23 protein-coding genes are annotated in these 22,986 nt (G+C 70.0%); 12 read left to right on the forward strand and 11 right to left on the reverse strand.

Annotated elements, in window-relative coordinates:
- The first annotated feature begins 3 nt into the window (after window positions 1–3).
- The 4 genes from AC1VNH_RS13985 to AC1VNH_RS14000 are packed head-to-tail and all read left to right on the forward strand — an operon-like array spanning window position 4 to window position 3,985.
- The gene (locus AC1VNH_RS13985; RefSeq protein WP_483112070.1) at window positions 4–585 is read left to right on the forward strand and encodes a hypothetical protein; all 582 of its coding nucleotides are present in this window, start codon (window positions 4–6) and stop codon (window positions 583–585) included.
- A gap of 54 nt (window positions 586–639) precedes the next feature.
- On the forward strand, window positions 640–1,743 hold the full coding sequence (locus AC1VNH_RS13990; RefSeq protein WP_483112071.1) for a DUF805 domain-containing protein: 1,104 nt from the start codon (window positions 640–642) through the stop codon (window positions 1,741–1,743).
- Window positions 1,740–2,858, forward strand: coding sequence for a DUF4190 domain-containing protein (locus tag AC1VNH_RS13995; protein ID WP_483112072.1), 1,119 nt, complete (start codon window positions 1,740–1,742; stop codon window positions 2,856–2,858). The genes AC1VNH_RS13990 and AC1VNH_RS13995 overlap by 4 nt, the downstream gene beginning before the upstream one ends.
- Window positions 2,859–2,872: 14 nt before the next feature.
- The gene (locus AC1VNH_RS14000) at window positions 2,873–3,985 is read left to right on the forward strand and encodes a variant leucine-rich repeat-containing protein (protein ID WP_483112073.1); all 1,113 of its coding nucleotides are present in this window, start codon (window positions 2,873–2,875) and stop codon (window positions 3,983–3,985) included.
- Here the strand turns inward: AC1VNH_RS14000 and AC1VNH_RS14005 are convergent.
- Window positions 3,976–5,628 carry a VWA domain-containing protein gene (locus AC1VNH_RS14005; RefSeq protein ID WP_483112074.1) on the reverse strand — a complete coding sequence of 551 codons (1,653 nt, stop codon included), beginning with the start codon at window positions 5,626–5,628 and terminating at the stop codon, window positions 3,976–3,978. The two genes, AC1VNH_RS14000 and AC1VNH_RS14005, sit on opposite strands and share 10 nt — an antisense overlap.
- A 123-nt stretch (window positions 5,629–5,751) precedes the next feature.
- Here AC1VNH_RS14005 and AC1VNH_RS14010 point away from each other — a divergent pair, with 123 nt between their 5' ends.
- Genes AC1VNH_RS14010 through AC1VNH_RS14020 form a run of 3 tightly spaced genes read left to right on the forward strand, consistent with a single transcriptional unit; the run spans window position 5,752 to window position 7,822 of the window.
- Window positions 5,752–6,381, forward strand: a complete 630-nt coding sequence (locus AC1VNH_RS14010) for a hypothetical protein (RefSeq protein ID WP_483112075.1) — start codon at window positions 5,752–5,754, stop codon at window positions 6,379–6,381.
- Between the two features lie 11 nt (window positions 6,382–6,392).
- Window positions 6,393–6,869 carry a hypothetical protein gene (locus AC1VNH_RS14015; RefSeq protein WP_483112076.1) on the forward strand — a complete coding sequence of 159 codons (477 nt, stop codon included), beginning with the start codon at window positions 6,393–6,395 and terminating at the stop codon, window positions 6,867–6,869.
- Complete coding sequence (locus tag AC1VNH_RS14020; RefSeq protein WP_483112077.1) at window positions 6,866–7,822, forward strand: alpha/beta fold hydrolase; 957 nt, start codon at window positions 6,866–6,868, stop codon at window positions 7,820–7,822. Before AC1VNH_RS14015 ends, AC1VNH_RS14020 begins: the two co-directional genes overlap by 4 nt.
- Here AC1VNH_RS14020 and AC1VNH_RS14025 read toward each other — a convergent pair.
- The gene (locus AC1VNH_RS14025; protein WP_483112078.1) at window positions 7,800–8,207 is read right to left on the reverse strand and encodes a VOC family protein; all 408 of its coding nucleotides are present in this window, start codon (window positions 8,205–8,207) and stop codon (window positions 7,800–7,802) included. The two genes, AC1VNH_RS14020 and AC1VNH_RS14025, sit on opposite strands and share 23 nt — an antisense overlap.
- Window positions 8,208–8,253: 46 nt before the next feature.
- On the opposite strand from AC1VNH_RS14025, the gene AC1VNH_RS14030 reads away from it, so the two are divergent.
- The 3 genes from AC1VNH_RS14030 to AC1VNH_RS14040 all read left to right on the forward strand — a co-directional run bounded on the left by AC1VNH_RS14030 (window position 8,254) and on the right by AC1VNH_RS14040 (window position 9,611).
- Window positions 8,254–8,727 (forward strand): A1S_2505 family phage non-structural protein, encoded by a 474-nt coding sequence (locus AC1VNH_RS14030; protein WP_483112079.1) that lies wholly within the window; start codon window positions 8,254–8,256, stop codon window positions 8,725–8,727.
- 52 nt (window positions 8,728–8,779) lie between these two features.
- Entirely contained in the window at window positions 8,780–9,046 is a 267-nt protein-coding gene (locus tag AC1VNH_RS14035; RefSeq protein ID WP_483112081.1) for a hypothetical protein, read from the forward strand.
- A 154-nt stretch (window positions 9,047–9,200) separates the two neighbouring features.
- Window positions 9,201–9,611 carry a PLD nuclease N-terminal domain-containing protein gene (locus tag AC1VNH_RS14040; protein ID WP_483112082.1) on the forward strand — a complete coding sequence of 137 codons (411 nt, stop codon included), beginning with the start codon at window positions 9,201–9,203 and terminating at the stop codon, window positions 9,609–9,611.
- A gap of 601 nt (window positions 9,612–10,212) precedes the next feature.
- Here the strand turns inward: AC1VNH_RS14040 and AC1VNH_RS14045 are convergent.
- From AC1VNH_RS14045 to AC1VNH_RS14070, 6 genes are all read right to left on the reverse strand, one after another.
- Window positions 10,213–11,862 (reverse strand): sensor histidine kinase, encoded by a 1,650-nt coding sequence (locus AC1VNH_RS14045; RefSeq protein WP_483112084.1) that lies wholly within the window; start codon window positions 11,860–11,862, stop codon window positions 10,213–10,215.
- Window positions 11,863–11,949: 87 nt separating this feature from the next.
- The gene (locus AC1VNH_RS14050; RefSeq protein WP_483112086.1) at window positions 11,950–12,426 is read right to left on the reverse strand and encodes a hypothetical protein; all 477 of its coding nucleotides are present in this window, start codon (window positions 12,424–12,426) and stop codon (window positions 11,950–11,952) included.
- 242 nt (window positions 12,427–12,668) lie between these two features.
- Entirely contained in the window at window positions 12,669–14,075 is a 1,407-nt protein-coding gene (locus AC1VNH_RS14055; protein ID WP_483112088.1) for an HNH endonuclease signature motif containing protein, read from the reverse strand.
- Between the two features lie 76 nt (window positions 14,076–14,151).
- Window positions 14,152–14,496 carry a hypothetical protein gene (locus AC1VNH_RS14060; protein ID WP_483112090.1) on the reverse strand — a complete coding sequence of 115 codons (345 nt, stop codon included), beginning with the start codon at window positions 14,494–14,496 and terminating at the stop codon, window positions 14,152–14,154.
- A gap of 63 nt (window positions 14,497–14,559) precedes the next feature.
- Complete coding sequence (locus tag AC1VNH_RS14065; RefSeq protein WP_483112092.1) at window positions 14,560–14,829, reverse strand: helix-turn-helix domain-containing protein; 270 nt, start codon at window positions 14,827–14,829, stop codon at window positions 14,560–14,562.
- A 282-nt stretch (window positions 14,830–15,111) separates the two neighbouring features.
- Entirely contained in the window at window positions 15,112–15,468 is a 357-nt protein-coding gene (locus AC1VNH_RS14070; RefSeq protein ID WP_483112093.1) for a hypothetical protein, read from the reverse strand.
- A gap of 221 nt (window positions 15,469–15,689) precedes the next feature.
- Here AC1VNH_RS14070 and AC1VNH_RS14075 point away from each other — a divergent pair, with 221 nt between their 5' ends.
- The gene (locus AC1VNH_RS14075) at window positions 15,690–15,866 is read left to right on the forward strand and encodes a hypothetical protein (RefSeq protein WP_483112095.1); all 177 of its coding nucleotides are present in this window, start codon (window positions 15,690–15,692) and stop codon (window positions 15,864–15,866) included.
- Window positions 15,867–15,921: 55 nt separating this feature from the next.
- On the opposite strand, the gene AC1VNH_RS14080 is transcribed toward AC1VNH_RS14075, so the two are convergent.
- Complete coding sequence (locus tag AC1VNH_RS14080; protein ID WP_483112096.1) at window positions 15,922–18,732, reverse strand: laminin G domain-containing metallophosphoesterase family protein; 2,811 nt, start codon at window positions 18,730–18,732, stop codon at window positions 15,922–15,924.
- Window positions 18,729–20,825 (reverse strand): RICIN domain-containing protein, encoded by a 2,097-nt coding sequence (locus tag AC1VNH_RS14085; protein ID WP_483112098.1) that lies wholly within the window; start codon window positions 20,823–20,825, stop codon window positions 18,729–18,731. Before AC1VNH_RS14085 ends, AC1VNH_RS14080 begins: the two co-directional genes overlap by 4 nt.
- 431 nt (window positions 20,826–21,256) lie before the next feature.
- Here AC1VNH_RS14085 and AC1VNH_RS14090 point away from each other — a divergent pair, with 431 nt between their 5' ends.
- Window positions 21,257–22,237 carry a hypothetical protein gene (locus tag AC1VNH_RS14090; RefSeq protein ID WP_483112100.1) on the forward strand — a complete coding sequence of 327 codons (981 nt, stop codon included), beginning with the start codon at window positions 21,257–21,259 and terminating at the stop codon, window positions 22,235–22,237.
- 6 nt (window positions 22,238–22,243) lie between these two features.
- Here the strand turns inward: AC1VNH_RS14090 and AC1VNH_RS14095 are convergent, their stop codons facing one another.
- Window positions 22,244–22,855 carry a YdcF family protein gene (locus AC1VNH_RS14095; RefSeq protein WP_483112101.1) on the reverse strand — a complete coding sequence of 204 codons (612 nt, stop codon included), beginning with the start codon at window positions 22,853–22,855 and terminating at the stop codon, window positions 22,244–22,246.
- Window positions 22,856–22,986 lie beyond the last annotated feature (131 nt).

Genomic DNA, 22,986 nt, shown 5'->3' on the forward strand with positions numbered 1-22,986 from the left:
ACGATGAATCAGATACAGGCCGAGCAAGCACTGCTGCTTCCGGTGGAGTCTCTCCCGCTGCTGGGTGCGGGCACCCAGGGTGTCGCCGCGCTTCGCGCTTACAGCATCGCCGCGCCACCGGACTTCGCGGCGTCCCTGGCCGAGATGACGCGATCGCTGGAGGAGGCGGATGACCCTGAAGCGCCGTTCAAGCTGGCCGTCTCGACGCTGCTCACCGATCTGGCGGGCGAGGCGCGGGCGTGGCTGAGCCTGACATCGCCTCAGAACGATCTCGCTCCCGCGCTCGTGCTGGTCGCTCCCGATGCGGCACTCGTCGCAGTACTGCACGGGGCGGTGGTCGAGTACCTGATCGGCGACACCACCATCGTGTGCTCGCTCGTAGAGGCAGCGCGTCGTGCAGCCGATCACGGCGAGGTCGAGCTCACCGCCTTCATCGGTGACGAGTCAGTCGCGGGCATCCGGTTCCATGAGGATCGCGCGGATCTCGCGGCGAGTTCGTCGAGCGTGCTCGAAGCGCTCGGCGAGGCCGCGCGGGAAGACACCGCCCGCCTCCTCGCCGCGCTCATCGCCGAGGTGACGCAGTGAACCTCTCCATCAGCACGCGAGCCTGAACCCGCACCGACCACAGGAGGAACCCGAATGACCCTGTCACACCCCGGCGGCGAGCCGCCGCTCGGACAGCCGTATCCCGGCGCGCCGTTCGCTGCGGCGTTCGGGCGCTTCTGGAAGAAGGGACTGACCTTCACCGGTCGCGCCAGCCGGTCCGAGTACTGGTTCGGATATCTCGCGAGCGTGGTGCCGTTCGTGGTGCTCTACGTGTTCGCCAGCATCACCGCGTTCTCGTACAGCACGATGGGGGTGTCGACGTTCCTGCTGTTCGTCGCCGTGCTCTACGGGCTGGCCACCCTCGTGCCGATCCTCGCGGCGACGGTGCGGCGCCTGCACGACGCCGGGTACTCGGGTGCCTACTACTTCGTGGGTTTCATCCCCATCGTCGGCGGGATCCTGCTGCTGGTGCTGCTGGCTCAGGAGTCCAAGCCCGATGGAGCCCGCTTCGACGTCCCCGGAACGGCGTCGCACGTTGCTCCGGTGTCGATCGCGCCGCAGCCGGCGCCGGCGTACGGGCCTCCGCCCACTGCGGCGGCTCCGCCCGTGCCGCCCCCGCCCGCCGCGTCTGCGCTTCCGGTTCCGCCCCCGCCGCCGGCCGCTCCGGTTTTCACGCCCCCGCCCCCGCCCGCGCCGGCGGCCGCCGAGTCCGCGTGGGCGGTGCCGCCCGCCCCGCCCGCCCCGGTGTCGGCCCCTCCCGCCTGGGCAGCGCCGCCGCCTCCTGCGGCTCCGGCGCCGGCCGCCGCGTTCGTCCCTCCGCCCGCCCCGGTGACCTCGCTGGACGAGACGCGGGTCGCGACCTCCGCGTCTGGATGGGTGATGCTGCTGCCGGACGGACGCCAGCTGCCCGTCGCCGGGGCCGTGTACGTGGGGCGCTCGCCGGTGGCACCCGACGACCGTCCCGGCGCACTCCTGGTTCCCGTGGACGAGGCGACGAAGTCGATGTCGAAGACCCACGCGAGCATCGTCGCCACCGCTGCCGGCATCGAGGTCACCGACCTCCATTCGACGAACGGCACGACGATCACCCGGCCCGACGGCGAGACGTCGCTGGTTCCCGGCGTCGCCACGCTGGTCGCCGGCGACACGACGGTCACCTTCGGCGACTGGACCGTCCAGCTGAGGCGGCGGCCGTGACCGGGGTGCCGGCCACCGCCGCGACGCGGGAAGCCGCGTGGCGGGCTCTGCACGATCCCGCGACGGATGCGGCGACGCTCGCGCGCATCGCCGCGGCCCACCCGGAGTTCGCCGCACAGATCGGCCGGCATCCGAACGCCTATGCCGAGCTGCGGGCGTGGGCGGCGCAGGCGGGGTCGTCCGCTGCGGCCTCCGAACCCGCATCGGCGCAGCCGGGTCAGGATGTCGCCCCGACCGCCGGGGGCCACCGCCTGGCATGGACCGTGGCGCTGCTCATTCTCGCCGCGGTGCAACTCGTGACCTCTGTCGTCGAACTCCTATCGCCCGACGGTGGGTACGGCCCCGGACTGTGGTGGCTCCGTCCGTTGGGGCCGCTGGCGGTTGCCGTCGTCGCACTCATCGCTGCTCCGACGGTCGGCCGCAAGATCGGAGCGGCAGTCTTCGGACTTCTCGCCGCCGTCGCATCCGTCGGCCTCGCCATGAGCCCGTGGGTGCTGGGAATGTTCTACGTGGTGGTGGTTGGGCTGGTTGCCCTTCTGACGTTCCTCTGCTGGGCCATCGCCCGCCCGCTGCGCGGCGCCGGGTACGCTGTCATCCCGTTCGTTCTCGTCTTGCCCGCCGTCCTCAGCTACGTGATCGGGTCGTTGCAGTTCTCGCTGTGGATCCAAATCCGTAGCGGCACGGGCCCGTTCTCTGCGTCGGAGTCGGCCTCGGAGTCGGCTTTCAACCTGTTGATGTATATCGGGCTGCTTTTGCTTGGTTCAGTCGGCCTGCCCCTCGCCATCGTGGGAATGGCGCGCGCGTGGAGCCGCGGCTCGGAGCGGCGCATGCGGGAACGGGAGCAGGCGCGCGAGGGTGTCGGCGCGTCGTATCCGGCGGCCGGCGCACCCTCCTATCCGCGGACGAACACGATGGCGGTCCTCGCGATCGTCTTCGCATTCGTGTTCTCGATCCTCGGTATCGTCTTCGGGCACACCGCGCTGGGGCAGATCCGTCGCACGGGCGAAGAGGGCCGCGGTCTCGCGATCGCCGGGCTGGTCATCGGATACAGTTCGATCGGGCTCGGACTCGTCCTCCTCCTCGTCTACGCGGTGGCGCTAGGTCTGATCCACTAGGCGCGGGGGTGTCGATGAGCAGCGAACGAGAGCAGGCCTGGGCCGCCGTCCACGATCCCGCGACGGATGCGGCGACCCTCGCCGACATCGCGCGGCGTCACCCCGAGTTCGCGGCAGCGATTGGTGCGCACCCGAACTGCTACCCGGGACTCGCCGCGTGGGCGCGCGAGGCGGCTGCCGCCCACGCCCAGGCCCAGGCGCAGTCGGAGGCGCACGCGCAGCCGCACATCGTCCCCGTCGCTTCCGCCGCGCAGACGCCCCGACCCTCCGCCGCGCGGACGCCGGGCGCCGCTGCCGCACCGACGGCGGCTCGTGCGTCGAGGCCGGAGCCGCCGGTTGCGCATCCCGCCCCGCGACGCGGCTTGTCGAAGTCCGCCTGGTGGATCGCCGCGGCTGGCTCGGGCATTGTGCTGATCGCCGGCGGGGCATGGGCGGTCGTGGCGTTCGCGGGTGCTCCCGGGACGCAGCCGGACTCGGCGGGTGACGCGCCCGCATCCTCCCCGACTCCTGCCGGGGAGCGCACTCTCGCCGGGCCGCCGGTCTACGTGGGCGATGAACTCGCGTGGCTGACGCTCGACGACGACCGCATCCGTGCTCTGTTCACGGGCGTCGACCAGATCGAGCGCGACGCCGTGTTCGGGGGGATCGGGGAGCGCGAGGGCGCGATGACCGACCCGGCCATCTGCGATCCGTGGGCATTCGATGCGCAGTGGGCGATCGTCGGTCTGCGGAGTGCCGCCTGGGGAAGCGGACGCGCCTCGACGCTGCAGTTTCCAACGGGGGTCGAGGCCGAGGAGTACTTCGCGTCGTACGCCGACTCCGCTGCGCCCTGCGCGCAGTACACGAGCGGGATGTTCGGCAGCGACCCATCGGCGACCCCGTACAGCAGCACGACGGTCGAGGTCCTGAGTCAGGACGATGCGTCGCTCGCGGCGCGCGTCGTCGAATCCGGAGACTACGGCGGCGACCGTCTGGTGGCCCTTCGACTCGAGGGCAATGTCGTCCTCTCCGTGGCGGTGGACGCCGCCTCGCTTGCTGACGCCTCCGGCGGCGGCGTGAACGATGCGCTCGCGGATGCGGCGGAAACGGCGCGGGCGCGGCTCACCGACGAGATCGGCTACCGCTGATCAGCCGCCCCAGAGCTGCTGACGCAGGGCCGAGGAGAGGGTGACCCCCGCGTCCTCGACCGTGACCGAGGAGAGCGGGGACTGGGCGAACAGCTGGGGATCGACGTCTGCGACGACGAGGTGCGATCCGCGATGAAGGTGATCAACCGTCCGGTCCGGTCGGCGATGAGGTAGTCGGTCGTTCCGGCGATGCGGTAGCTGCGGTACGTGCCTCCGGGGAAGACGTTCTCGACCGTCGCGGCGGTCTCTCCCATGCGGATGCCACGGGCGTGCGGCAGCCGCATCCCGGCCGTCGTCAAGAACGTGCCGTACTCGTCGCTGTCGCGCGCCACAGTGATCGAGACCAGTGCTTCCTCGAAGAACGACGCGCGCAATCCGGCCGAGGGGATCGTCCAGTAGTCCATGCCGTTGTACGACGCATCCGCGCTCAACGACGGGGCGGCGGCTTGTGCCTCCTCCAGAGTCATCCCCAGTTGAAGCGGGCCGACGCCGTCGAAGTCGATCTCCCAGTTCGGCACGTCGGAGGCGAAGACGGAGGATGCGACGCAGCGGCATACGACCACGAAACGCACCTTCTGGCTCGCGGGCTCGGTCGTGACGCGATATCCGACGCGACTGCCGGGGGCGGCCGAGTAGAGCACGGTGTCGTCGGGGCCGGGCCCGTCGGCGGCGACGGGCGGGCCGTAGACGGCTTCGAAGTCAGCGAGCGTTGCCTCGGGTCCAAGCCCCTCGGCCGTCGTGGTGGAGGTGTCCTTCGGGGTGATCGCGTACACGCGGTCGCCGCGCAGCTCGACCGTGCCCCATCCGCAGTCGACCACGATGACCACGACGCCGTTGATCGTCTTCGGTTCGCCGACGGCGGCGCCGTCGACGACGGAGCGCACCTCGTCGAGGCTCATCCCCAATTGCACGCCGCGATAGCCGCGTGCACCGAGCCCGCTGTCCGCGGACGCCGCGCTGGCCGCGCGCAATCGAGCGACGAGCTGGGTGGGGTCCGACGCCGACACGGCGGTGCCGCCGCCCACTCCGCCGATGCAGCTCATCTGCTGCTGCGCCGCCTCGTCGTCATCGACCGCGAAGCCGACGACGTTGATGGAGACGAGGGGGTTGTCTCTGTGCAGTTCGGAGGCGATCTGACAGGACGAGGGAGGCGAGCAGGTGTCGACACCGTCGGAGATCAGCACGATCGTGCCCTTCTCGCCGGCCGGCAGCATCCCGAACGCCTGACGCAGGGCTGGGCCGATCGGTGTGAACCCGGATGCGGCGATGCCCCCGATCGCGCTCGCGAAGGCGGTGTCGCCGGCCGGGCCCAGCGGCACGAGGGTCTTCACGTCGCTGCATCCGGCTGCGCGCTCGGCGTCGGAGTTGCCCGTGCCGGTACCGAACACCAGGAGCGCCGCATCGGTGCCCTGCGGCAGGGCGCGGATCGTGTCGGCGGTGGCCTGCTTGGCCACATCCATGCGACTGACGCCGGTCGCGGTGTCTCGCACCATCGATCCGGACGCGTCGAGGATGAACACGACCGGCGGCGGGTCGTCGGCTGCGACAGCGGTCGTCGTCGTGAGCGGCACGAGTCCGATCGTGACCGTCAGCGCGGCAGCCGCAGCTGCCCATCCGCGCAGACGGGTGCGAAGCAGCGGCATGGAGACCTCCCCGCCCTCACACTAGGGCCCGGGTGGAGCGCCCGGTATGGGGAATGGTCCCCATACCGGGCAGCTGCGCTGGTGGCGCACCCGCCGCCACCGCGCGATCCGTACACTCGACGCGTGACCACTCCGCCCGTCGACGCAGCGTTTCACGCGCAGGAGTCGCGGATGCGGATGCGGCACAGGGCGCAGCTCCTGTGGGCGCTGGTCGTGGCGTGCGTCGTGGCGAGCGCACTCATCTGGGGACTGTGGGTCGTGCCGGTGTCGCAGTCGGTCGCGGCGGCGCAGCCGGTGCCCCTGGGGGAAACGGTCGAGCTGCCAGCGGATGGCGTCACGGGAGTGTGGGCGTCGGGAACCGCGCCACTGCTGGGACTCGTCGAGTGCCGGGCCGACACGGCCGACGGCAGCCCGCTGCGCACCTGGTCGGTGCCGTCGCCGGGGTGGGACGACACCCTGTGGTGGATGACCCGCCGCGTCGGATTCTCGCCTGTGCAGAGCATCGCGGACGCCGGCGGTGCCGCCGCATCCGTCACCTGTTCGTCGCAGCTCGACGCGTACGACGGGCAGTTCCTGCTGGCCGGCGACGTGACCGCCGGCGGTGGCGGCGTGGGCCTCGGGCGGATGGGCAACGTGGATTATCCCGCCGGCACACTGCTGGCGCTCGGCGCGGTGGGGCTGCCCCTGTTCGCGTTTCTGATGACCATCGTGCTGCTCGTGCAAGGCCTCCGTACCCGCCGCTCGGCCCGATAGCCTCGGTCGGTATGAGCGCCGTCACCTACTCCTGTGTCGAGCCGGACTGCGAGTGGCGTCAGTCGGTGTCCTCTCGCCGCGCGCGTTCGGCGGATGCGGTGCGCGAGCGCGCCGAGCACGGCGCCTCTCACCCGAGCGACACAGGCTTCGCGGCGCGGGAGCGCTGGATGTGGCTGTGGTCCCTGGTCGCCGTGAACCTCGTGTGGCTGGGTGTGAGCGTGTACGCGGCGGTGGCTGGCGACTTCGCGGTCGGTGTCTTCGCTCCGCAGGTCGCGATGCTGCAGGCGTGGTGGGTCGGGGCGATCGAGGTCGTGATCATCGCGGTCGGCACGTTCTCCTACGCCTCGACGGTGCCCGTCGGGGCATCCTTCTGGCGGCGCGCGTTCGCGGGACTCACGATGTCCGCCTTCCTCGTGATGGTCGGCAACGCGGTGGCAGCATTCGCGCTGCTGCTCTTCGTCGGCTCGATGTTCGCATCCTCGCTGTGACCGCCGCATCCGTGCCCGTCGTCGACGTGCGACGCGTCGCGTGCGGCACTGCCTACACGCGGGTGTCCTCCATCCGAGCGGAGGGGGAGCGCTCCTTCGTGCTCGTCGCCGGAATCGGCGTCGCGGCGACCTACTTCGAGCGGCTGGCTCCGCAGCTGAACGAGTTCGGCGCGGTGCACGCTCTCGACCTGCCTGGGTTCGGCGGTGTGCCGCATCCGGAATCGGCCATGTCGATCGCGCAGTACGCGGATGCGGTGGAGGCGGTGCTCGACGAGCTCGCCCTCGTGGACCCCGTGCTCGTCGGGCACTCGATGGGCACGCAGATCGTGAGCGAGGTCGCGCGGCGGCGGCCGGAGATCTCGACGCTCGTGCTCATCGGCCCGGTCGTCGACCCTGCCGCGCGACGGCTCCCGCGTCTCGCGCTGCGGTTCCTGCGGTCTACGTGGCACGAACCGCTCAAGATCAAGGTGCTGGCGGTGGGCGCCTACCTGCTGTGCGGGCCGCGATGGTTTCTGCGGGTGCTGCCGGAGATGATGCGGTTCCCGATCGAGGAGCTCTTCGCCGACATCCGTGCTCACACGCTCGTCATCCGCGGCGAGCACGACGACGTGGTGCCGCGCGCGTGGGTCGAGCGCGCGGCGCGTGAGATCCCGTTCGCGTCGACGTGGGAGATCGGAGGCGCGGCGCATTCCGTCATGCACGGGCATGCCGAGGGTGTCGCGCGGCTGTGCGTCGCGTTCGCGCGGACGCCCCGAGACACCGACGGCGAACTCAACCTCATGTCGAATGCGGAGGCCGAGGCGCCCGAGCCGCGCGCGGCGAGCATGTCGGCCGCGTTCCGCGCGTTTGCGGCGCGGTTCGTCGAGTTCTTGGGGGTGCTGCGGCGCGACGATCGGGAGGTCGCGCGCGGGAAGACCGCGCACGCGCGCGTCATGGAGCAGGAGCAGGATTGAGGTCGGCGACGATCTCCGCTTTGAAGCCCGCGGAGTTCTCCACCCAGCCCGCGTAGTGATCGGGACCGCCGGCGTGCGGATAACGGTCGTGGTACAGCGGACGCCAGCCGTGTGCCTCCGCATCCGCCATGATGGCGTCGACCTCGTCGGTGGTGTCGACGGCGAAGGCGAGATGGTTCACCCCTGCGCGTCGCCGGTCGTGAGCGGGGTCGGAGAGCGCGGGCGAGGTGGTCAGCGTCACGTATGCCTCGCCGAGCGACCAGGACTGACCGTTCGCCCACTCGCTCTGCCGCGTGGAACCGAGTCGTGTGAGTAGCCACGCCCACTCCGTTAGTGCCTCCTGCAGATCGGCGACCCAGATCTCGATGTGATGGATGCGTGCCACCCGACGATCCTGCCGGACGTCGCAGACACTGCTGAATACTGGGTGCATGTCTGCGTTCAACGATCTGCTCGGCCTCCTGCTCGGCCCGTCTCGTGAACCACGACGCGGGAAGAAGGACGAGCAGCGCGTGGCCGCGCTTCGCGCCAGGCGGACGCCGGAGGTCGTGACACAGCTCGCCGACGACGAGGTGTTCGTGTTCGGCAGCAACGCCGCCGGCCACCACGGTGCGGGTGCCGCGCGCGCCGCCTTCGAGAACTTCGGTGCCGAATGGGGTGTGGGCTCGGGCCCGACAGGACGCTCCTACGCGATCGACACGATGAGCGGCTTCGACACGATGCTGGAGCAGATCGTCGACTTCCTCGACTATGCGCACGCGCATCCCGAAACGACTTTCCTCGTCACGCCGATCGGTACGGGCATCGCCGGCCACAAGGCGGAGAACATCGCGCCGTTCTTCCAGGCGGCTCCCGCGAACGTCGTGCTCCCGCAGGTGTTCGTCGACGCGTTCGACGCGAAGTGAGCATGCGTCTCTTCCACGAGGTCGGTGTCACGCGCGCCCTCACCCTCCGAACGTGACGGCCGAACCGCCACGCCGCCGCTTCCGGCCGCCGCACGTCGTGCTGTGGCGGCTGTTCGCGATGCAGGTGTGGGGCGTCATCCTGATCGTGGTGGGCACCGTGATGCGTGTGCACCTCGCGGTCGTGTTCATGGCCGCCTTCCTCCTCGTCGTGAGTCTGCTGCGGGTCTGGTGGGAGCCGTTGCCGACGACCCGCTGGATGGCGTGGATCTCGCCGCTGCTGCTGGTCGCGGCCGTCATCGTCTGGCTCGTTGCGAGCTGAGCGCGGGCTGCCCGCATCCGCCGGTCGGAGATTCGCGCGTTTGTCGGAGGATCCGTGCCGAATCCTCCGACAATGCGCGCTTTCTCCGACGAAGAGGAGGGGGAGTGCGTGCGCGACCGTTGCGCTCGGCGGCCCACTGCGGCACGTTGGATGCATGCCGATCCTCGTGCTGCTCACCTTCGCCGTCATGGTGGTCGCGCTCATCGACGCCATCACGCGCCGAGACGATCAGATCCGGTTCCTGCCGAAGGTCGCGTGGATCTTCTTCATCGTGCTGCTGCCGCTCGTCGGCTCCATCCTGTGGTTCACGCTGGGTCGCGAGTGGAGCGGTGGGCGCGAGGCCATGAGCTTCGGCGACCCGCGCCGCTGGTCGAAGGAAGAAGCAGCGCCCGCTCCCGCGCCGCGTCCGCGCGACACGCGCACGACGGAGCAGCAAGCTCGCCGACCTCGAGCGCGAGGAGCGTGCGGCGGCCCTGGAGGCGGAGATCCGGCGCCGTCGGGCGGCGAAGGAGAGCGGCGCCGCAGGCGCGTGAGCGGCGCAGGGGTCGTCGTCCGTACGCGCTGAGGTGTGCTTCGGGTGGGGCGCACAACTCAGCCAGCACGTCCGGTGCGGATGCGGGTGCGGTCGGTGGGGCCGGATGCGGCTGAGTCGTGCCCGAACTCCTGCAGAATGCGGGGTGCGGGCCGGCTCGGCGGCGGGATGCGGCGGCTTGCAGGAGTTCGGGCAGGCTGCGGGCCGTGGGTCGTGGGCTGCGGGCTGTGGGTCGCGGGCAGTAGGCGGCGGGTCGTGGACCGTGTGCCGTGGGGCGAGGGCGGCGAGTGCGGTGGTGCGGGTTTCGGGTGGGGTGCACAACTCAGCCAGCACGTCCGGTGCGTATGCGGCCGCGGTCGGTGGGGTCGGATGTGGCTGAGCCGTGCCCGAACTCCTGCAGAACGCGGGGTGCGGGCCGGTTCGGCGGCGGGATGCGGCGGATCTGCAGGAGTTCGGGCTCCGACAAGAGCCAGGCAGGCGGGGCAGGATCCAGGCAGACGGGGCCGCGAGGCCACGGGGCAGGCGGGGCAGCGGCCGGCCGCGGGGCTACACGGGGCAGGCGCGGGCACAGGCAGAGCCAGGCGAAGGCGCGGGCACCGGCAGCCTGCAGGCGACGGCGCGGCGGGGCCGCGGCTCAGGGGTGGCTGACGGAGTACGGGTGCTGCGGGATGTCGAGGGTGAACGTCGTGCGCACGCCGGGCTCGCTCTCGATGTGGATGTGGCCGCCGTGCGCAGCCACGATCGCGCGCACGTTGGTGAGGCCGAGCCCGAACCCCTGGATCGCCTGGGCGCGTGCGTAGGGCGCACGGTAGAAGCGGTCGAAGGCGCGGCGTTGTTCGGACAGGGTGAGTCCCTGGCCGCTGTTGGTGACGGCCAGCATCACGCGATCTTTCACGACGCCGTAGCGGAGGATGACGGCCGCATCCGTGTCACCGAACTTGATGGCGTTCGTCAGCAGCTCGGCGACGGCGATCGTGAGATGCTCTTCGTCGGCGTGCACGGGGAGGGCTTCAGGTCCGGTGAGCTCGATGCGCACGTCCTGTGCCTCCGCGAGGGCGGCGACGCGTGCGGCGGCTGCCTGGGAGATGCGTGCGGCGTCGGTCTCGGCCCAGTCGAGGACCTTATTGCTGTCGTTCGCGGCGAGCAGGTCTCGCACGCGGTCGAGCAGGTCGTTGGTCTTGCGGGTGACGATGTCGATGTAGCCGCGCACCTTCGTGTCGGCGGGGTCGACGGCGTCGTCGATCAGGTCGAGGAAGCCCGTGATGCTCGTGATGGGGGTGCGCAGCTCATGCGAGACCGTGCGCAGGAACTGCTCGCGCACCTCGATCGCATCGGCGAGCTCGGTGACGTCGTAGGCGACGACGACCGTGCCCAGCAGCTCCCCGTCTTCGCGGCGTACCTGGCCGGACGAGGCGATGATGGCGATCTGCGAGTCGGGCGGGCCGATCCACTCGAGGTGGTCTTCGATCGCATCCCCGCGCAGGGCTCTGGGGATGATCTGCTCGTCGGAGGGGATGCGGGTCACGCGGTCGGCGGCGAAGGCATTCTCGCCGCTGTAGGGCGGGATGTCGAGGCGGAAGCCGGCGACGACGGTCATCTGCCGTGCGGTGGTGTTCGCAACATCGAGTCGGCCCTCGGCGTCAAAGAAGGCGACGCCCGCGCTGACGGTGTTGAGGATGCCGAGGGCGATCGCCTCGGCATCCCTCGCGTCGCGCAGCGCTTCGGCCTGCGCGCGGGATGCGGCGGCGAGGCGCGCGCCGTTTCGCCGCAGGTTGACCGCGGCGACGAACACGATGATCGCGACACCGATGATGAGGATCGGGAACGAGACGACGTTGGCCCACTCGACCGCGGTGTCGGGCCAATCCGAGGTGTAGAAGAAGCGGAACGAGGTGATGAACGCGCCGCCGACGACGCCGACGATCATCCCGTACCAGGGGAAACCGTAGGCGAGCCAGAGGATCGGGAACAGCGACAGGATCGTGACGGCGGAGACGTCGGCGCCGATCTCCGCACGGAAGAAGGCGACGGCGATGATGTCGACCGCCGCGAGGAGGATCATCCACGAGCGGTGCAGCTGCTCCCACGGCACCGCGATGGCTCCGGCCGTGGCGACGACGGTGAGAACGACGCCGACGATCATCGGCCATGTGGCCCATCGTGCGGGCTCGACAAGGGTCGTGACTCCGGCGATGTAGATGACGCCGAGGGCGAAGGGGAGCTGCGCGCGCAGAAAGACCCGCGTGCGGCCCTTCGGGCTCGCCTCCATCTCGAACAACGGCATTGCTGCTCCTCGGGTCAGGCGCTATGAGATGACCATGCCATTGCCGGAGCGCGAGCGCCACAGTCAACGAGCCGGGCCGCCGTTGGGCTAGGGGCGCGCGGGCTTCGGGTAGGCGGCGCGGAGGTAGTCGGACTGCAGGTAGTCGGAGACGCCGATCAGCAGGATGGCGAACACGATCTGCTCGCTGATGACCCACCACGGGTACAGCCCCGGGATCGCCGCGAGGACGAGAGCCACGATCGGGAAGATCCGGCTGAACAGCTGCAGGCGACGGATCGCCCAGTACCAGCCGGCGCGCGCCCGCCACAGGAAGTAGAAGAGGGTCGTGGTGATGCCGAGGACGACGAGGCACCGCATCCAGACGGCGAAGCCGACGTTCTCGCCGGATGCGGTGAGCCAGGCCGACGTGACGACGGTCGCGATGCCGAGCAGGAAGCAGGCGACGAGCAGGATCGTGATCGCCCGGAAAGCCCGGCTCACGCGGGGGTCGTCGGAGCGGTCGACGCGGTAGCCGGCCATGCGGCCGCCCGCCAGGCGATCGAGGCGAAGCAGGAAGGTCTCCATGCGCGTAACCTTACGCCTTGCTGAAGGTTGTGTCAGGTGTGGGGCGACGGTCGGCGGGAAGCTGGATGGAAGGTTTCGGGGGAGGTGCTGGGGAAGCCTGGCTGGGACGATGGATGAGGTGGGTCTGCGGGGGAACGTGGCGGCGAATGGCGCGGGAACTGAGCAGTTCTACGCGATCGCGATGTCCGAGAGATGGAAGTCAGAAGCCGAAGGTCGACAGCCCGGATGCCGGCCGCCGGCCGTCAGGCGCAGTTCTCCCAGGGAGGCGGGTCGTCGTCATCGTCGTAGCGCGAGGGGACGCCGAGCGGGATCTCATCCGGTACGAAATGCACCGTGGGCGCGGGCGGATGGTCGAGGTAGGGGCGACCGAGCGGCGAGGTCCAGGCGAGGATTCCGTCACCGATCTGCGTGACCTTCCACGCGGTGAACTGCTTCATCGAATGGTGCCGCTGGCACAGCCCGGCGAGGTTGTCGATCCGGGTCTTGCCGCCGAGGGCGAAGTCGACGGTGTGGTCGTGCTCGCACCGGAGGGCCGGCACCCGGCATCCGGGAAAACGGCAGTGCGCGTCGCGGGCGCGCAGCCGGCGCCGGAGGTCTGGGGTGGGCTGGTAGCGGTCGGTCGCGAGGATCTCGCCACTGACGGGGTGGGTCAGGATGCGATCCCAGCCGGACTCGGCGCCGACCAGCTGTCGGGCGGTCTCGGCGTCGATGGGGCTGCGACCGGCGAGATCGACGGGGTACTCGTGCGTGCCCGCGATCGCGAGCACCGGCACGACGACCTGCACGTGTGCGCGGATAGCGCCGAGCGCGCCGGGGTGGTCGTCGGTGCGCGTGGGGTCGGCGCTCGGCTGGGCGGTGAGGAGCATGTCGGCGAAGATGTCGGCGCGCAGCTGGTCGATCGTGCGACGGTCGGAAGCGAGGCTCTCGTCGGCCTCGGATGCCGGCAGGCTCGCCGCGCGGGCCTCGCGCAGGCGGTCGGTCGCCCGCATCCGTTCGTCTTGGAGGGCCACGCCCTGCTGGGTGAGCCGGTTATGGATGCCCTCGCCGAGGATGAGGGGGAGAGTGGCCGTGAGCTCGCACATGCCGTCGTCGAGCGGGTCGAGGGTGACGCTTCGCGTTTCGCGCGCGTCGAGGTGACGCTCGGTGAGCGTGCGCGGGTGGAGGCGCTCGGCGAGCATGCGCAGGGCGGGGCGCACGCGACCCACGGTGTCGTTCTCGCTCTTGCGGAGCGCAGCCGCCTCGAACTCGGCGCGCGCCTCGTGGGGGAGATGTGCGCCCGCGTCGGTGATGGCGTGGACGTGGCCCATGGTGATGCGGCCGGCGGCGAGCGAGTCGAGCGTGGCGGGATACTCGTGCGCGATCTCGGCGGCCTGCGTCATGCGCCGCTGCATGGTGCGGTCGGCGATGCGAAGCGGGGTGGCGAGTTCGGAGGCGATGGCGCGGTGCGCCATGTCGCTGGCGGCGGCGCTGCGCGTCGCGCCGGAGGACTGGCGGCAGGCCAGCTCTTCTGCCCGCGCGAGCTCGCGGGTCATGCGCGCCTGGAGGGCGGCGAGATCGGCCTGAGTCTTCTCGACCGCCGCGGCGATCTCGGCGAGTGTCGCCGCATCCGCGTCGGAGAAACCGACGGGGCGATACTCTTTAGAAGACATGTTCGTATTCTATCGCACTGAACGTGTCATGTATAGTACAAAGATACGACTCAGAACAAGGATGAGACCGCATCCCTCAGAACGCGTCGAGGACCATCGACACGAGCCCGAGCGCGATGTACGCGGCGGGCACGATCGTGGAAGCGACGGCTCCCCAGGAGGGGCGGGCGCGGAGGCGACGACCGGGGAGCGCGATGGCGGTCCCTGCATCCGCGTGGTCGTCGCGATACCGCTCGGTGCGGTCGCGCATCTTGCGTCCGACGAGGTCGACGAGCGAGATGAGCCGCGTGAAGCCGCGCGGCGTGGAGAGTCGCCAGGGGCGTCCGCTGTAGAGCACGAGCCAGCCGTCGAGCAGCTCGGCCTCGCAATCGGACGCGAGATCGAGCATCGCCGCGGTCGGCGGGACGCGGCGTGCGGGCATGCTGTCAGTGGATGGAGGCGGCCGGCCGCCTCATCCGTGTGAGTCGGACGGAGATACTGGTGCTCACGCCTTCGCGAGCTCAGCGGACGGGAGCATCGTCGCGAGATCCAGGTTCAGCACCAGGGCGAGCGAGACGAGAGTGTGCAGTCGCGGGTTCGCCGGGCTGCCCGGATTCGACTCGCCCTTCTCGAGCTTCTGGTACGTGAACGTCGCCAGGCCCGCCGCGCGAGCGACCTGTTCCTGGCTCAGGCTGAGCGTCGCGCGCGCCGTCGAGAGGTTCTCTCCCAGCATCCGGCAGTACGTGGTCCACTGCTCGCTGACGGTCATGGTCATGGATCAACTCTGAACCATTTGCTCGAATGAGGAAACTGCGGGAAGCGGCTGGAATCGACCGGATGCATCCGCGCCGCCGTCCACGAAGGATGTGCTGGCTCCCCTCCGTGATGCGAGGGGGTGAAAGCGCACAGAGGGGAGCCAGGCGTCGCGCCCCACGGAGAACGCAACGCGCCCCTGGATTCCCACGTCCAGAGACCCTCGCTGGGCCGCCAACTCATGGCGGCACCATGTTTACATGGTACATGGCTGCGTGATCGCGGTGATCGGGCGGGACCGCGACTACTCGTCGGCGGGCCCTGTCGCGCCCCGCTCGCGCCCGGTGCGAGCGAGGCGCAGGATGTCGCTCAGTGCGCTGTGCAAGCGGTGTGCGCTCTCCGCGCTCAGGGTGAGGCCGCGTCTCGCGTCGTCTTCGGGGCCGATCCACACCCAGAGCTCGGCGGACGACTTCTCGAGCCCGACGATCAGGTTCGCCGTCGCCGCGTGGGGTGTGCCGTGCGCGGGGTCGTCGATGCGCTCGACGGCGGGTACGGATATCGCTTGGCTGCGATGGGCCAGCCGGAGGTCGTCTGACAGCTCGTGCTCCCCGGTGCACCATGTCGGGCAGAGCGCGTCGTCGCTGGCGAAGTAATCGCGCATGTGGCAGTCATCCTCTTCCGAATCGGGACCGGGCGACGGGTTCACCCGGTGGGGCGGGAGGTTGCGGTGTTGCTGCGGCGGTCGGGTGCGTTTGTCGTCATGGTTCACACCATGTATACATGGTGATGTAATGCAGTTCTCGTGCGAGCTCGGATGGAGTCGCCATGGCCGGTGCATCTCACAAGGTCGACGGGGCGAGGGTGCTCGACGAATATGTTGGCATGACCTGGCGCCCGGTCGATGGTCGGGTGCGCTTAACTCACGATGTCGCGCTGGCGATGCGTGCGCGCGGGGTGACGATGGTGCGCGTACGCGCGGGGTGGAACCACGTGCGGGAGGTCTCGCTGCGTCGGTACCTCGACGCCGCGATCGCACGGGGACGCCGCGAATCCCGCTGACGCACGCTCGTGGCCCCTCCCGCGTGGTGCGGAAGGGGCCACGATCAATGCCGGCTCAGCGGCGCCGAGCTCGACGTACTGCGCCCACGCCGATGGCGAGCGCGCCCAGCCCCGCCGCGAACAGCAGCACCAGGGATGCGGCCTCGATTCCGGTGGTCGGCAGCGCTCCAGAGACTCCCGGACCCGCAGCGACCGGAGTCGTCGGGTCGGTGCCGGTGGCGGGTGCGCTGATCAGCACGTTGCTCCAGCCGAGGATCGTGCCGTCCGCGGTGTAGACCGCGAGGCGGTGCACGCCCAGCGGGAGGGATGCGGGTGTCACGAGTCGCATGGATCCGTCGGCGACCGTCGCCACCCCGAGGCCCGTCGGCTGCGAGAAGAGGAAGGCCGACAGCTCCTCGCCCTCGTGTCCCTCCGGCACGCGCACGCTGATCGCCTGCCCGGCCACGAAGTTCTCGGGGGTCACCGTGATGAGGCCCTCGAGGGTGTCGGACAGGTCGCTCTCGACGGGGCTCCATGCGGTGTTCCGACCGATCGTGACGGTCGCTTCGAAGGGCTTGCCGGAGCGGGTGCCGATCGCCTGGGTGAAAGCGAAGGCGTGTGCGCCGGAGCCCGCGACGGGCGCGTCGAGAGTCGCCTTCCAGCTGCCGTCCTGCGCGACGACGGCCTCGCCGAGGCGCGCCTCTCCCGCCGTGACGGTGATCTTCGCGCCCGGGAAGCCGGTTCCGGCGAACTCGGTGATCTTGGCATCGTGCGCGAGCACCGTGCCGGTGTCGGTCGTGAGCGCGAAGTTCGCGCCCGTGCCGTCGATGTCGACGCGCTGGGTGAGGAACTCGCTCTGCGACAGGGCGTGGTCGACGATGCGCGTCTCGCCGACGCATCCGTTCCAGCCGTGGTCGGGCTCGGTGTCCCACGTCGAGGTGCCGATGATCCACGGCATGAAGTCGGCGGCCATCATCCCGCCGACGTTCGACGCGTTGCGCAGCACCGGCACGCCGTCGACGTACATGATCACGGTGCGAGCGCCCGGGTCGTTGACGATCGCGACGTGGTGCCACGAGCCGGGCATGATCTCGCCCGACCAGTTGGTGTACGCGTTGCCCGTTGCGGTGTCGCCGGCGGAGAACTGGTACTCGCGCAGGCTCGAGATGCCGAGCCACGCGGCGCCCGCGCCCGGGTCCGCCGAGTCGTGGATGCCGGTCCACTCGCGTGAGCCGCCGCGGGTGATCGCCGCGCCCCATCGGTTGGCCGTCTCGGTCCAGCTTTCGTCGAGCTGCAGGAAGCTCTCCAGCGTGTAACCGGTCGAGGCGGTCAGGTCGGCGAAGGTCGCAGGCGCCCCGTACTCGGTCGACAGGAACGACAGGTTGTCGGGGCCGGACGCGTTGCGATAGACGTTGCTGAAGCACACCGCGCCGAAGTCGGACGAGTAGTACGCGTGGTTCTCATGCGAGACCTTCACGTCGTCGAGGGCCTCGTTCGCATCGGTCTGGTCGATCGCGTTGCGGTACATCGGGCTGTCGCCCGCGACGTCGGGGATCACCGAGTTCTCGTCGACGACTCCCTCGGGCACGCCGCCGAACCGCCAGTGCGCGATGGTGCCGTCGACCTGGATGTAGTCGTTGGAGGCTCCTGCGACGGCGCGCTCGGCGCCGCCGTTCGAGCCGCTCCATCCCTGCGACACGATCGCCTTCGCGCGCGCCGAGAGGTTGACGTCGTCCTCTTCGGACGGGTCGATCGTCCAGCCGAAGCGGGAGCGGAAGTCGAGGGGCATCGTGAGGTTCTGCCCGGAGCCGGTCAGCACCGGCGCGTCGGTGGACGTGACGGAGTTCGCGTGCTTCTTGGGCACCCACGGCGAGATGGTCGACAGGGTGATGTCGCCGCCGGAGAGGTTGAACTCGAACAGGCTCATGATGCCGTTCCCGCCGTCGGCGGCCATCTGGTAGTCCGTGAGCACCTGGTACACCGGGTGACCGGCGTCGTTCGTGCGTGTCTGCGACGTGGAGCCGTGGAAGTGTCCGTTGACGGTGAGGATGATCTCGTCGTTGCTCTTAATGAGCCGGTTCCAGAGCTCTTCGCCCCACCACCAGGATGCGGGTGACACCTGGTCTTCGGCGATGCCGATGATCGCGTGGGAGGATAGGATGACGGGGATTCCGGGGTGCGCGTCGAGCACGCCCTGCGCCCACGCGAAGGTGTCGTCGGAGGCGTTCCAGGCGATCGCGAGCGACATCCAGGTGTGACCCTCGGCTTCGAACAGGTAGGCCGACGAGAGTCCGTTCTGGAAGGTGCCGATCAGGCCGTCGCCCGCTTGAGCGCGAAGCTGGGACTCGCCGAAGCGGGCGAGGTAGTTGCCCGAGATGCCCACCGAGGAGCGGGCGTTCATGTCGCTCACGTCGTGGTTGCCGGGAAGGACCGAGTAGTCCACGCCGCCGTCGGTGAGGATCTTCATGGCCTTGGCGGCCGCATCCCACTCGCCGCTCTGCCCCTGCTGGTCGACGACGTCGCCCACGTGCACGGCGAAGGGCATGTTGAGCTCGCGCTGGTTGTCGACGATCCACTGGGTCTGCACTTCGAACGGGTTCGTGCCGTACTGGGGCACGAACTGCGAGGCGCTGTAGCGGGAGTAGAACTGTGTGTCGGGCAGCACGGGCAGCACGAAGCTGGAGCGGTCGCCGCCGGCTTCGGATCCGGCCGGGCTCGGCGGGGTGGCCGTGTTCGGTGTGGCGGCGGATGCGGCTGTGCCGCCCAGCAGCACGGAGCCGGCGATGGCGGTGATGGTCGCGACCGTGACGGCACGGCGGGTCGTTCGTGACATGAACGAGGTCTCCTCGGTGGATGGGTCGGTGAGGGGCGCAGCGGAGCGGATCATCGTGCGTCTCCCGCCGTGAGTCCCGAGACCTCGATCTCGGAGAGGGTCATCCACGTGTTCGCGGACTTGTTGGTGATGATCACGCGCACGCCGGTGGCGATGACCGGGTCGTTCGTGACCTCGAGGCTGAGATCGGGGGCGGGGTTGGTGACCGGCCAGTCGGTGCCGGGCAGGTTCGCCCACCCGCCGGTGAGGGTGCGGTACTGCACCGTGACAGTGCCGATGTTCTGCTTTCCGGCGATGTCGAACACCGCGGCGCCGGTGACCTGCCGGGGCTCGTCGAGGTAGAACGTGATCGTGTTCGGGTTGACGCGGTTGGATGCGCCGCCCGATCGCCAGTCGGAGAAGCCCGAGATGGTGCGCACCCCGTCGGTGAGCTGGAAGTTCGAGCCGTCCATGTGTGTGACGGTGTGGTGCACGCCGGCGCCGCGCAGGATGTTGGTGGCTGCGGCGGGGGTGACGGTGATGACGAGGTTCGCCGCGAACCCGCTCTTCGCGGAGGCGGGGACGGTGACGGTGCCGGCAGCGGCGAAGTCGGCGTCGGTGACGCGCGACCAGTCCCAGGTGACAGGTGCGTCGACGGTGGCCTCGGATCCGGACACGCCGCGGACGACGGTGCGGGGTGCGCGCATCTGGAGCTCTTTGACGAGCACGCCGGTGAAGGTCGTGTACGCCGCGTCGGCGCCGTCGGAGAGCGAGCCGACGAGGTAGCGCGCTTCGACGGGCACCTGCTCGCCGAAGTAGCCGATGCCGGTGCCGGTCACGGTGACGGTGCCGTCGGTGTTCCAGACGTTCTCATCGGGCAGGTTCCAGGTGAGCGTCGTCATCTCGAACCGAGTGCCCCAGCCGTAGGCGGCGCGCAGCAGCGTCGGCAGCTGGGGTGCGGCGCCGGGCTGGACGATGACGGTGTCGGTCGAGACGGTGGCGGTGAGGGGGTGGATCTTCCACTTCTGCACGGCGGCGCCGCTGGCGGTGTAGGTCTGCACCTCGGAGGCGTCGGCGGTCTTCCAGTTGTAGAGGTCGAGGGCCGCGATGGCGCCGCCCGCATCCCGTTGCACGTTCTGGAGCGAGACCTCGCCGTTTCCGGCGTCGACGGCGGTCCACTGCGCGTAGGGGTCGGTGGCGGCGTCGTCGATGGTGCGCTCGGTGAGCTGCAGGTAGCGGAAGTCGCTCGCGGCGTTGTCGCGGCGCGAGAGCACGCGGCCGTCCTGGGTGGAGATGACGTAGGTGTCGGCCCGGGCGGTGACGGGGGAGAAGACGACGGCCTGCTTCTGCGTAAGGGCGGCGACGCCCGAGATCGTGAACACGGCCGCGGGGGCGGGGTAGGTCGCGCCCGTCGGTCCGGTGGGCTGGGCGCCGGGGTTGCCGAGTTCGATGACCTTGCCGGGCGCGTACGACGACTCGACGAGACGCAGCTGGCCTTCGCCGACGAGGGCGGATGCGGGCGCGACGCGTGCGGTGGTCGTCACCGGGGCCTGGGCGACGACGAGGCCGGTGGTGACGGCGGTGACGATCGAGTGCGCGGGGGCGGTGACGGTGATCGTGCCGGAGGAGGGCACGGGCGTCGCCGGTGCGGCGACGAGCTCGCCCGCCGCACTGGTGGTGTGCACGGTGGTGGCCGCGGCGGCGTGATCGGCGAAGGAGCGCACGTCGATCTCGAGGGTCGCCTGGGCGCTGGAGGTGTTGGCGAAGACGACCGTCGCGGTGTCGCCCGCGAGGGCGATGAGCGTGGTGTCGTCGGGGGACGCGAGCAGCGGGGTTCCGGCGGCGATGAAGTCGGCGAAGTGCGCACGGACGGTGTTCGCGGCGGCGGGGAGGGTGTCGCCCGCGAGGACCTGCGCGCCGGTGCGGGCGCTGGCGATGACGGATGCGGCGAACTCGCCGGCCCGGCCGGAGTCGGTCGCGGCCGGGTCGATCGCTGCGGGATCGATCGAGGGCCACGCGGGTGCGGCGACGGAGGCGGCGGCGGGGTCGATGACCACCGTGCGCGAGGGCGTCTCGGCGACGGACGGCGCGGCCGCGGCTGCGGAGATCAGTGCGAGTGCGGCGGCCACGGCGGCCGCGCTCCACGCGCGTCGGATCGGGGGCTTCATGAGCTGTGAAGGTCCTTTCGGCGGCCTCGGGACGGGCCGAGAAAAGGTCTATCCGGGCGAGGGTCGTCGACGGTGTGCACCCGGTGAACCGGCTATGAACGCGGGCGCGCCGGGTCGAGAACGCGCACGCGTGCCGCAGTGCGGACGGCGCCCGGTGTGCGTGCACGTCCGCGCTCGACGACTGACGCCGCGTTTCCGACGGGGTCGCCGAAACCTGGAACGTGAAGCACCTCCTACCGATGTGGTGGACGATAGGTGGCGCGACGGTTGTCAGGCCCTCCTTCCGTGAAACCATCCCGAAGGTGCGAGGCGCGGTGGGTATCGAATCGGCGCTGAGCCTCTGGGTGGGATGTCCGGTACCGGTGCGAAGTGCCTGGATAAAGTGGGTCGGTGTGAGGCGACGGCGCGGGGTGGCAGCGACGAGTGGGCGGATGTTCGCCGTCGCGGCGGCCTTCGCGCTCACGGCGATGCTGGTGTCGGGTTGCACGGGAGACGGCGAGGCGGGAGCGTTCGCGGCGGAGTTCGGCGACGATCCCGCGGTCGCCTCGGTGGAGCTCACGAGCCACGACAAACAGCCGTTCACCGGTGGCGTGAGCGGGCAGGTCGTGGCGCGTGCGGGGCTCGCCGATCATGAGTTGTCGGCGCTCGCCGATCGGCTGAGCTCGTATACGCAGGAGAACAGCGAGCGGATGCGCGGGTTGGTCTCGCTGCTCGCGGACGATGTCGAGCTGATCGTCACCGGACATCTCGAGACGGATGCGGCAGCCGCGGGAGCGGCGCTCACTCTCCGTGCGGATGAGCGCGTGGTCTCGGCGGAGATCGCAGAGTCGTTCATCGCCCTCGTGGGTGTCGATGTGGCCGCCGCGATCGAGTTGATGCGCGAGCTTCCCGAGCTCGTGGCTCAGGCTCCGTCCGCGGCGAGGTCGGAACTGTTCGTGCGCACGCAGGACCGAGCCGTGGATGTGGGGGATGCGCCCGAGCGCGTCGAGGGCGCGCTCGCCGCCTGGGACGCCCTGGTCCCCGAGGTGCCGCTGACGGGGATGAGACTGCGCGACGATGTGCTCGTGATGACGCTGGCGAAGGAGGAGGACTACGCGCGCGCGGCAGACCGCGCCGCCACTCTCGGGAGCGACGCCGAGCCTCGGCTGGCGTTCGCGAGCGATCTCATCCGGCTCGGCGAAACAGACGGCGCCCGTGCCCGTGACCTCGCCGGGCGGCTCGACTACCCCGAGTTGGAACGCATCGCGTACGTCTGGGAGTCGGGCACACGGCTTCAGATCGCGGTGACGTCGAAACGCCACCTGGATGCGGTCGCCGGCTCCGTGACCGCAGTGCTGCCCGAAGGGTCTACCGAAGCCTGGGGCGTGGTCAACGGCGACCCCGAGTCGCGAGTCGACCTCGTCGTGCCGTAGGCGTCGTCATTCGTCGTCGCTCGCGCACGGAGTGGTGATCGCCTTCACAAAGGCGCCGGTCTGGTAGACGAACTGACGAACCCAGTCCTCGAAGCGAAGATGCTCGTCGACGGGGACCACCTGCACATCGACATCGGGCGAGCACCTGGCGAAGATGTAGCGCGTTCGCGCAACGTGTGGCGTGACGGTCAGAACGACGACCTTATGCACGTCGTGGGCCTTCGCGTACTCATTCAGCATAAGAGCCTCGCCCTTCGTGGTGAAGGGCACGGGACTCTCGCACGTGACGTGGGTCTGTGAGCACGCCGGAACCTTTGCCGCGGCAAACTGCGCGGAGTCTCCTGGTGACACCGATACGAGGAGATCATGGCGTCCAGTCGCTTGAATGATCGCCTCGGCCTCATCCAAGCGACTCTCGGTCGCTGGCCCAATGACGTACACGAGATCAGCGCCTGTTGGGTCTCCTGCCGCCGGGAAGCAGTAGACCGCAACCATGCCTCCGAGGGCGACGGTTAGAGCCGCGCCGACGGCCGGGAGCGCCCGCCGAAACCGCGTGCACCATGGTCGACGACTTGGGCCTCCCGTCGCGGACGGCTGGGCGCCGAGCCGAGTGCTCATGCAGGCACCCTATGAATCTGGCGCGAACGGACACACCTTTGGCGATGAGGCAGAGAAACGAGCCTGAGCTGACCGCGGGAGTCGCTCCGCGCCCGTCTCTCCTCCATCGTCCATGAGGCCACAAGTGCGAG

It is taken from the genome of Microbacterium sp. KU4F, assembly GCF_056868075.1.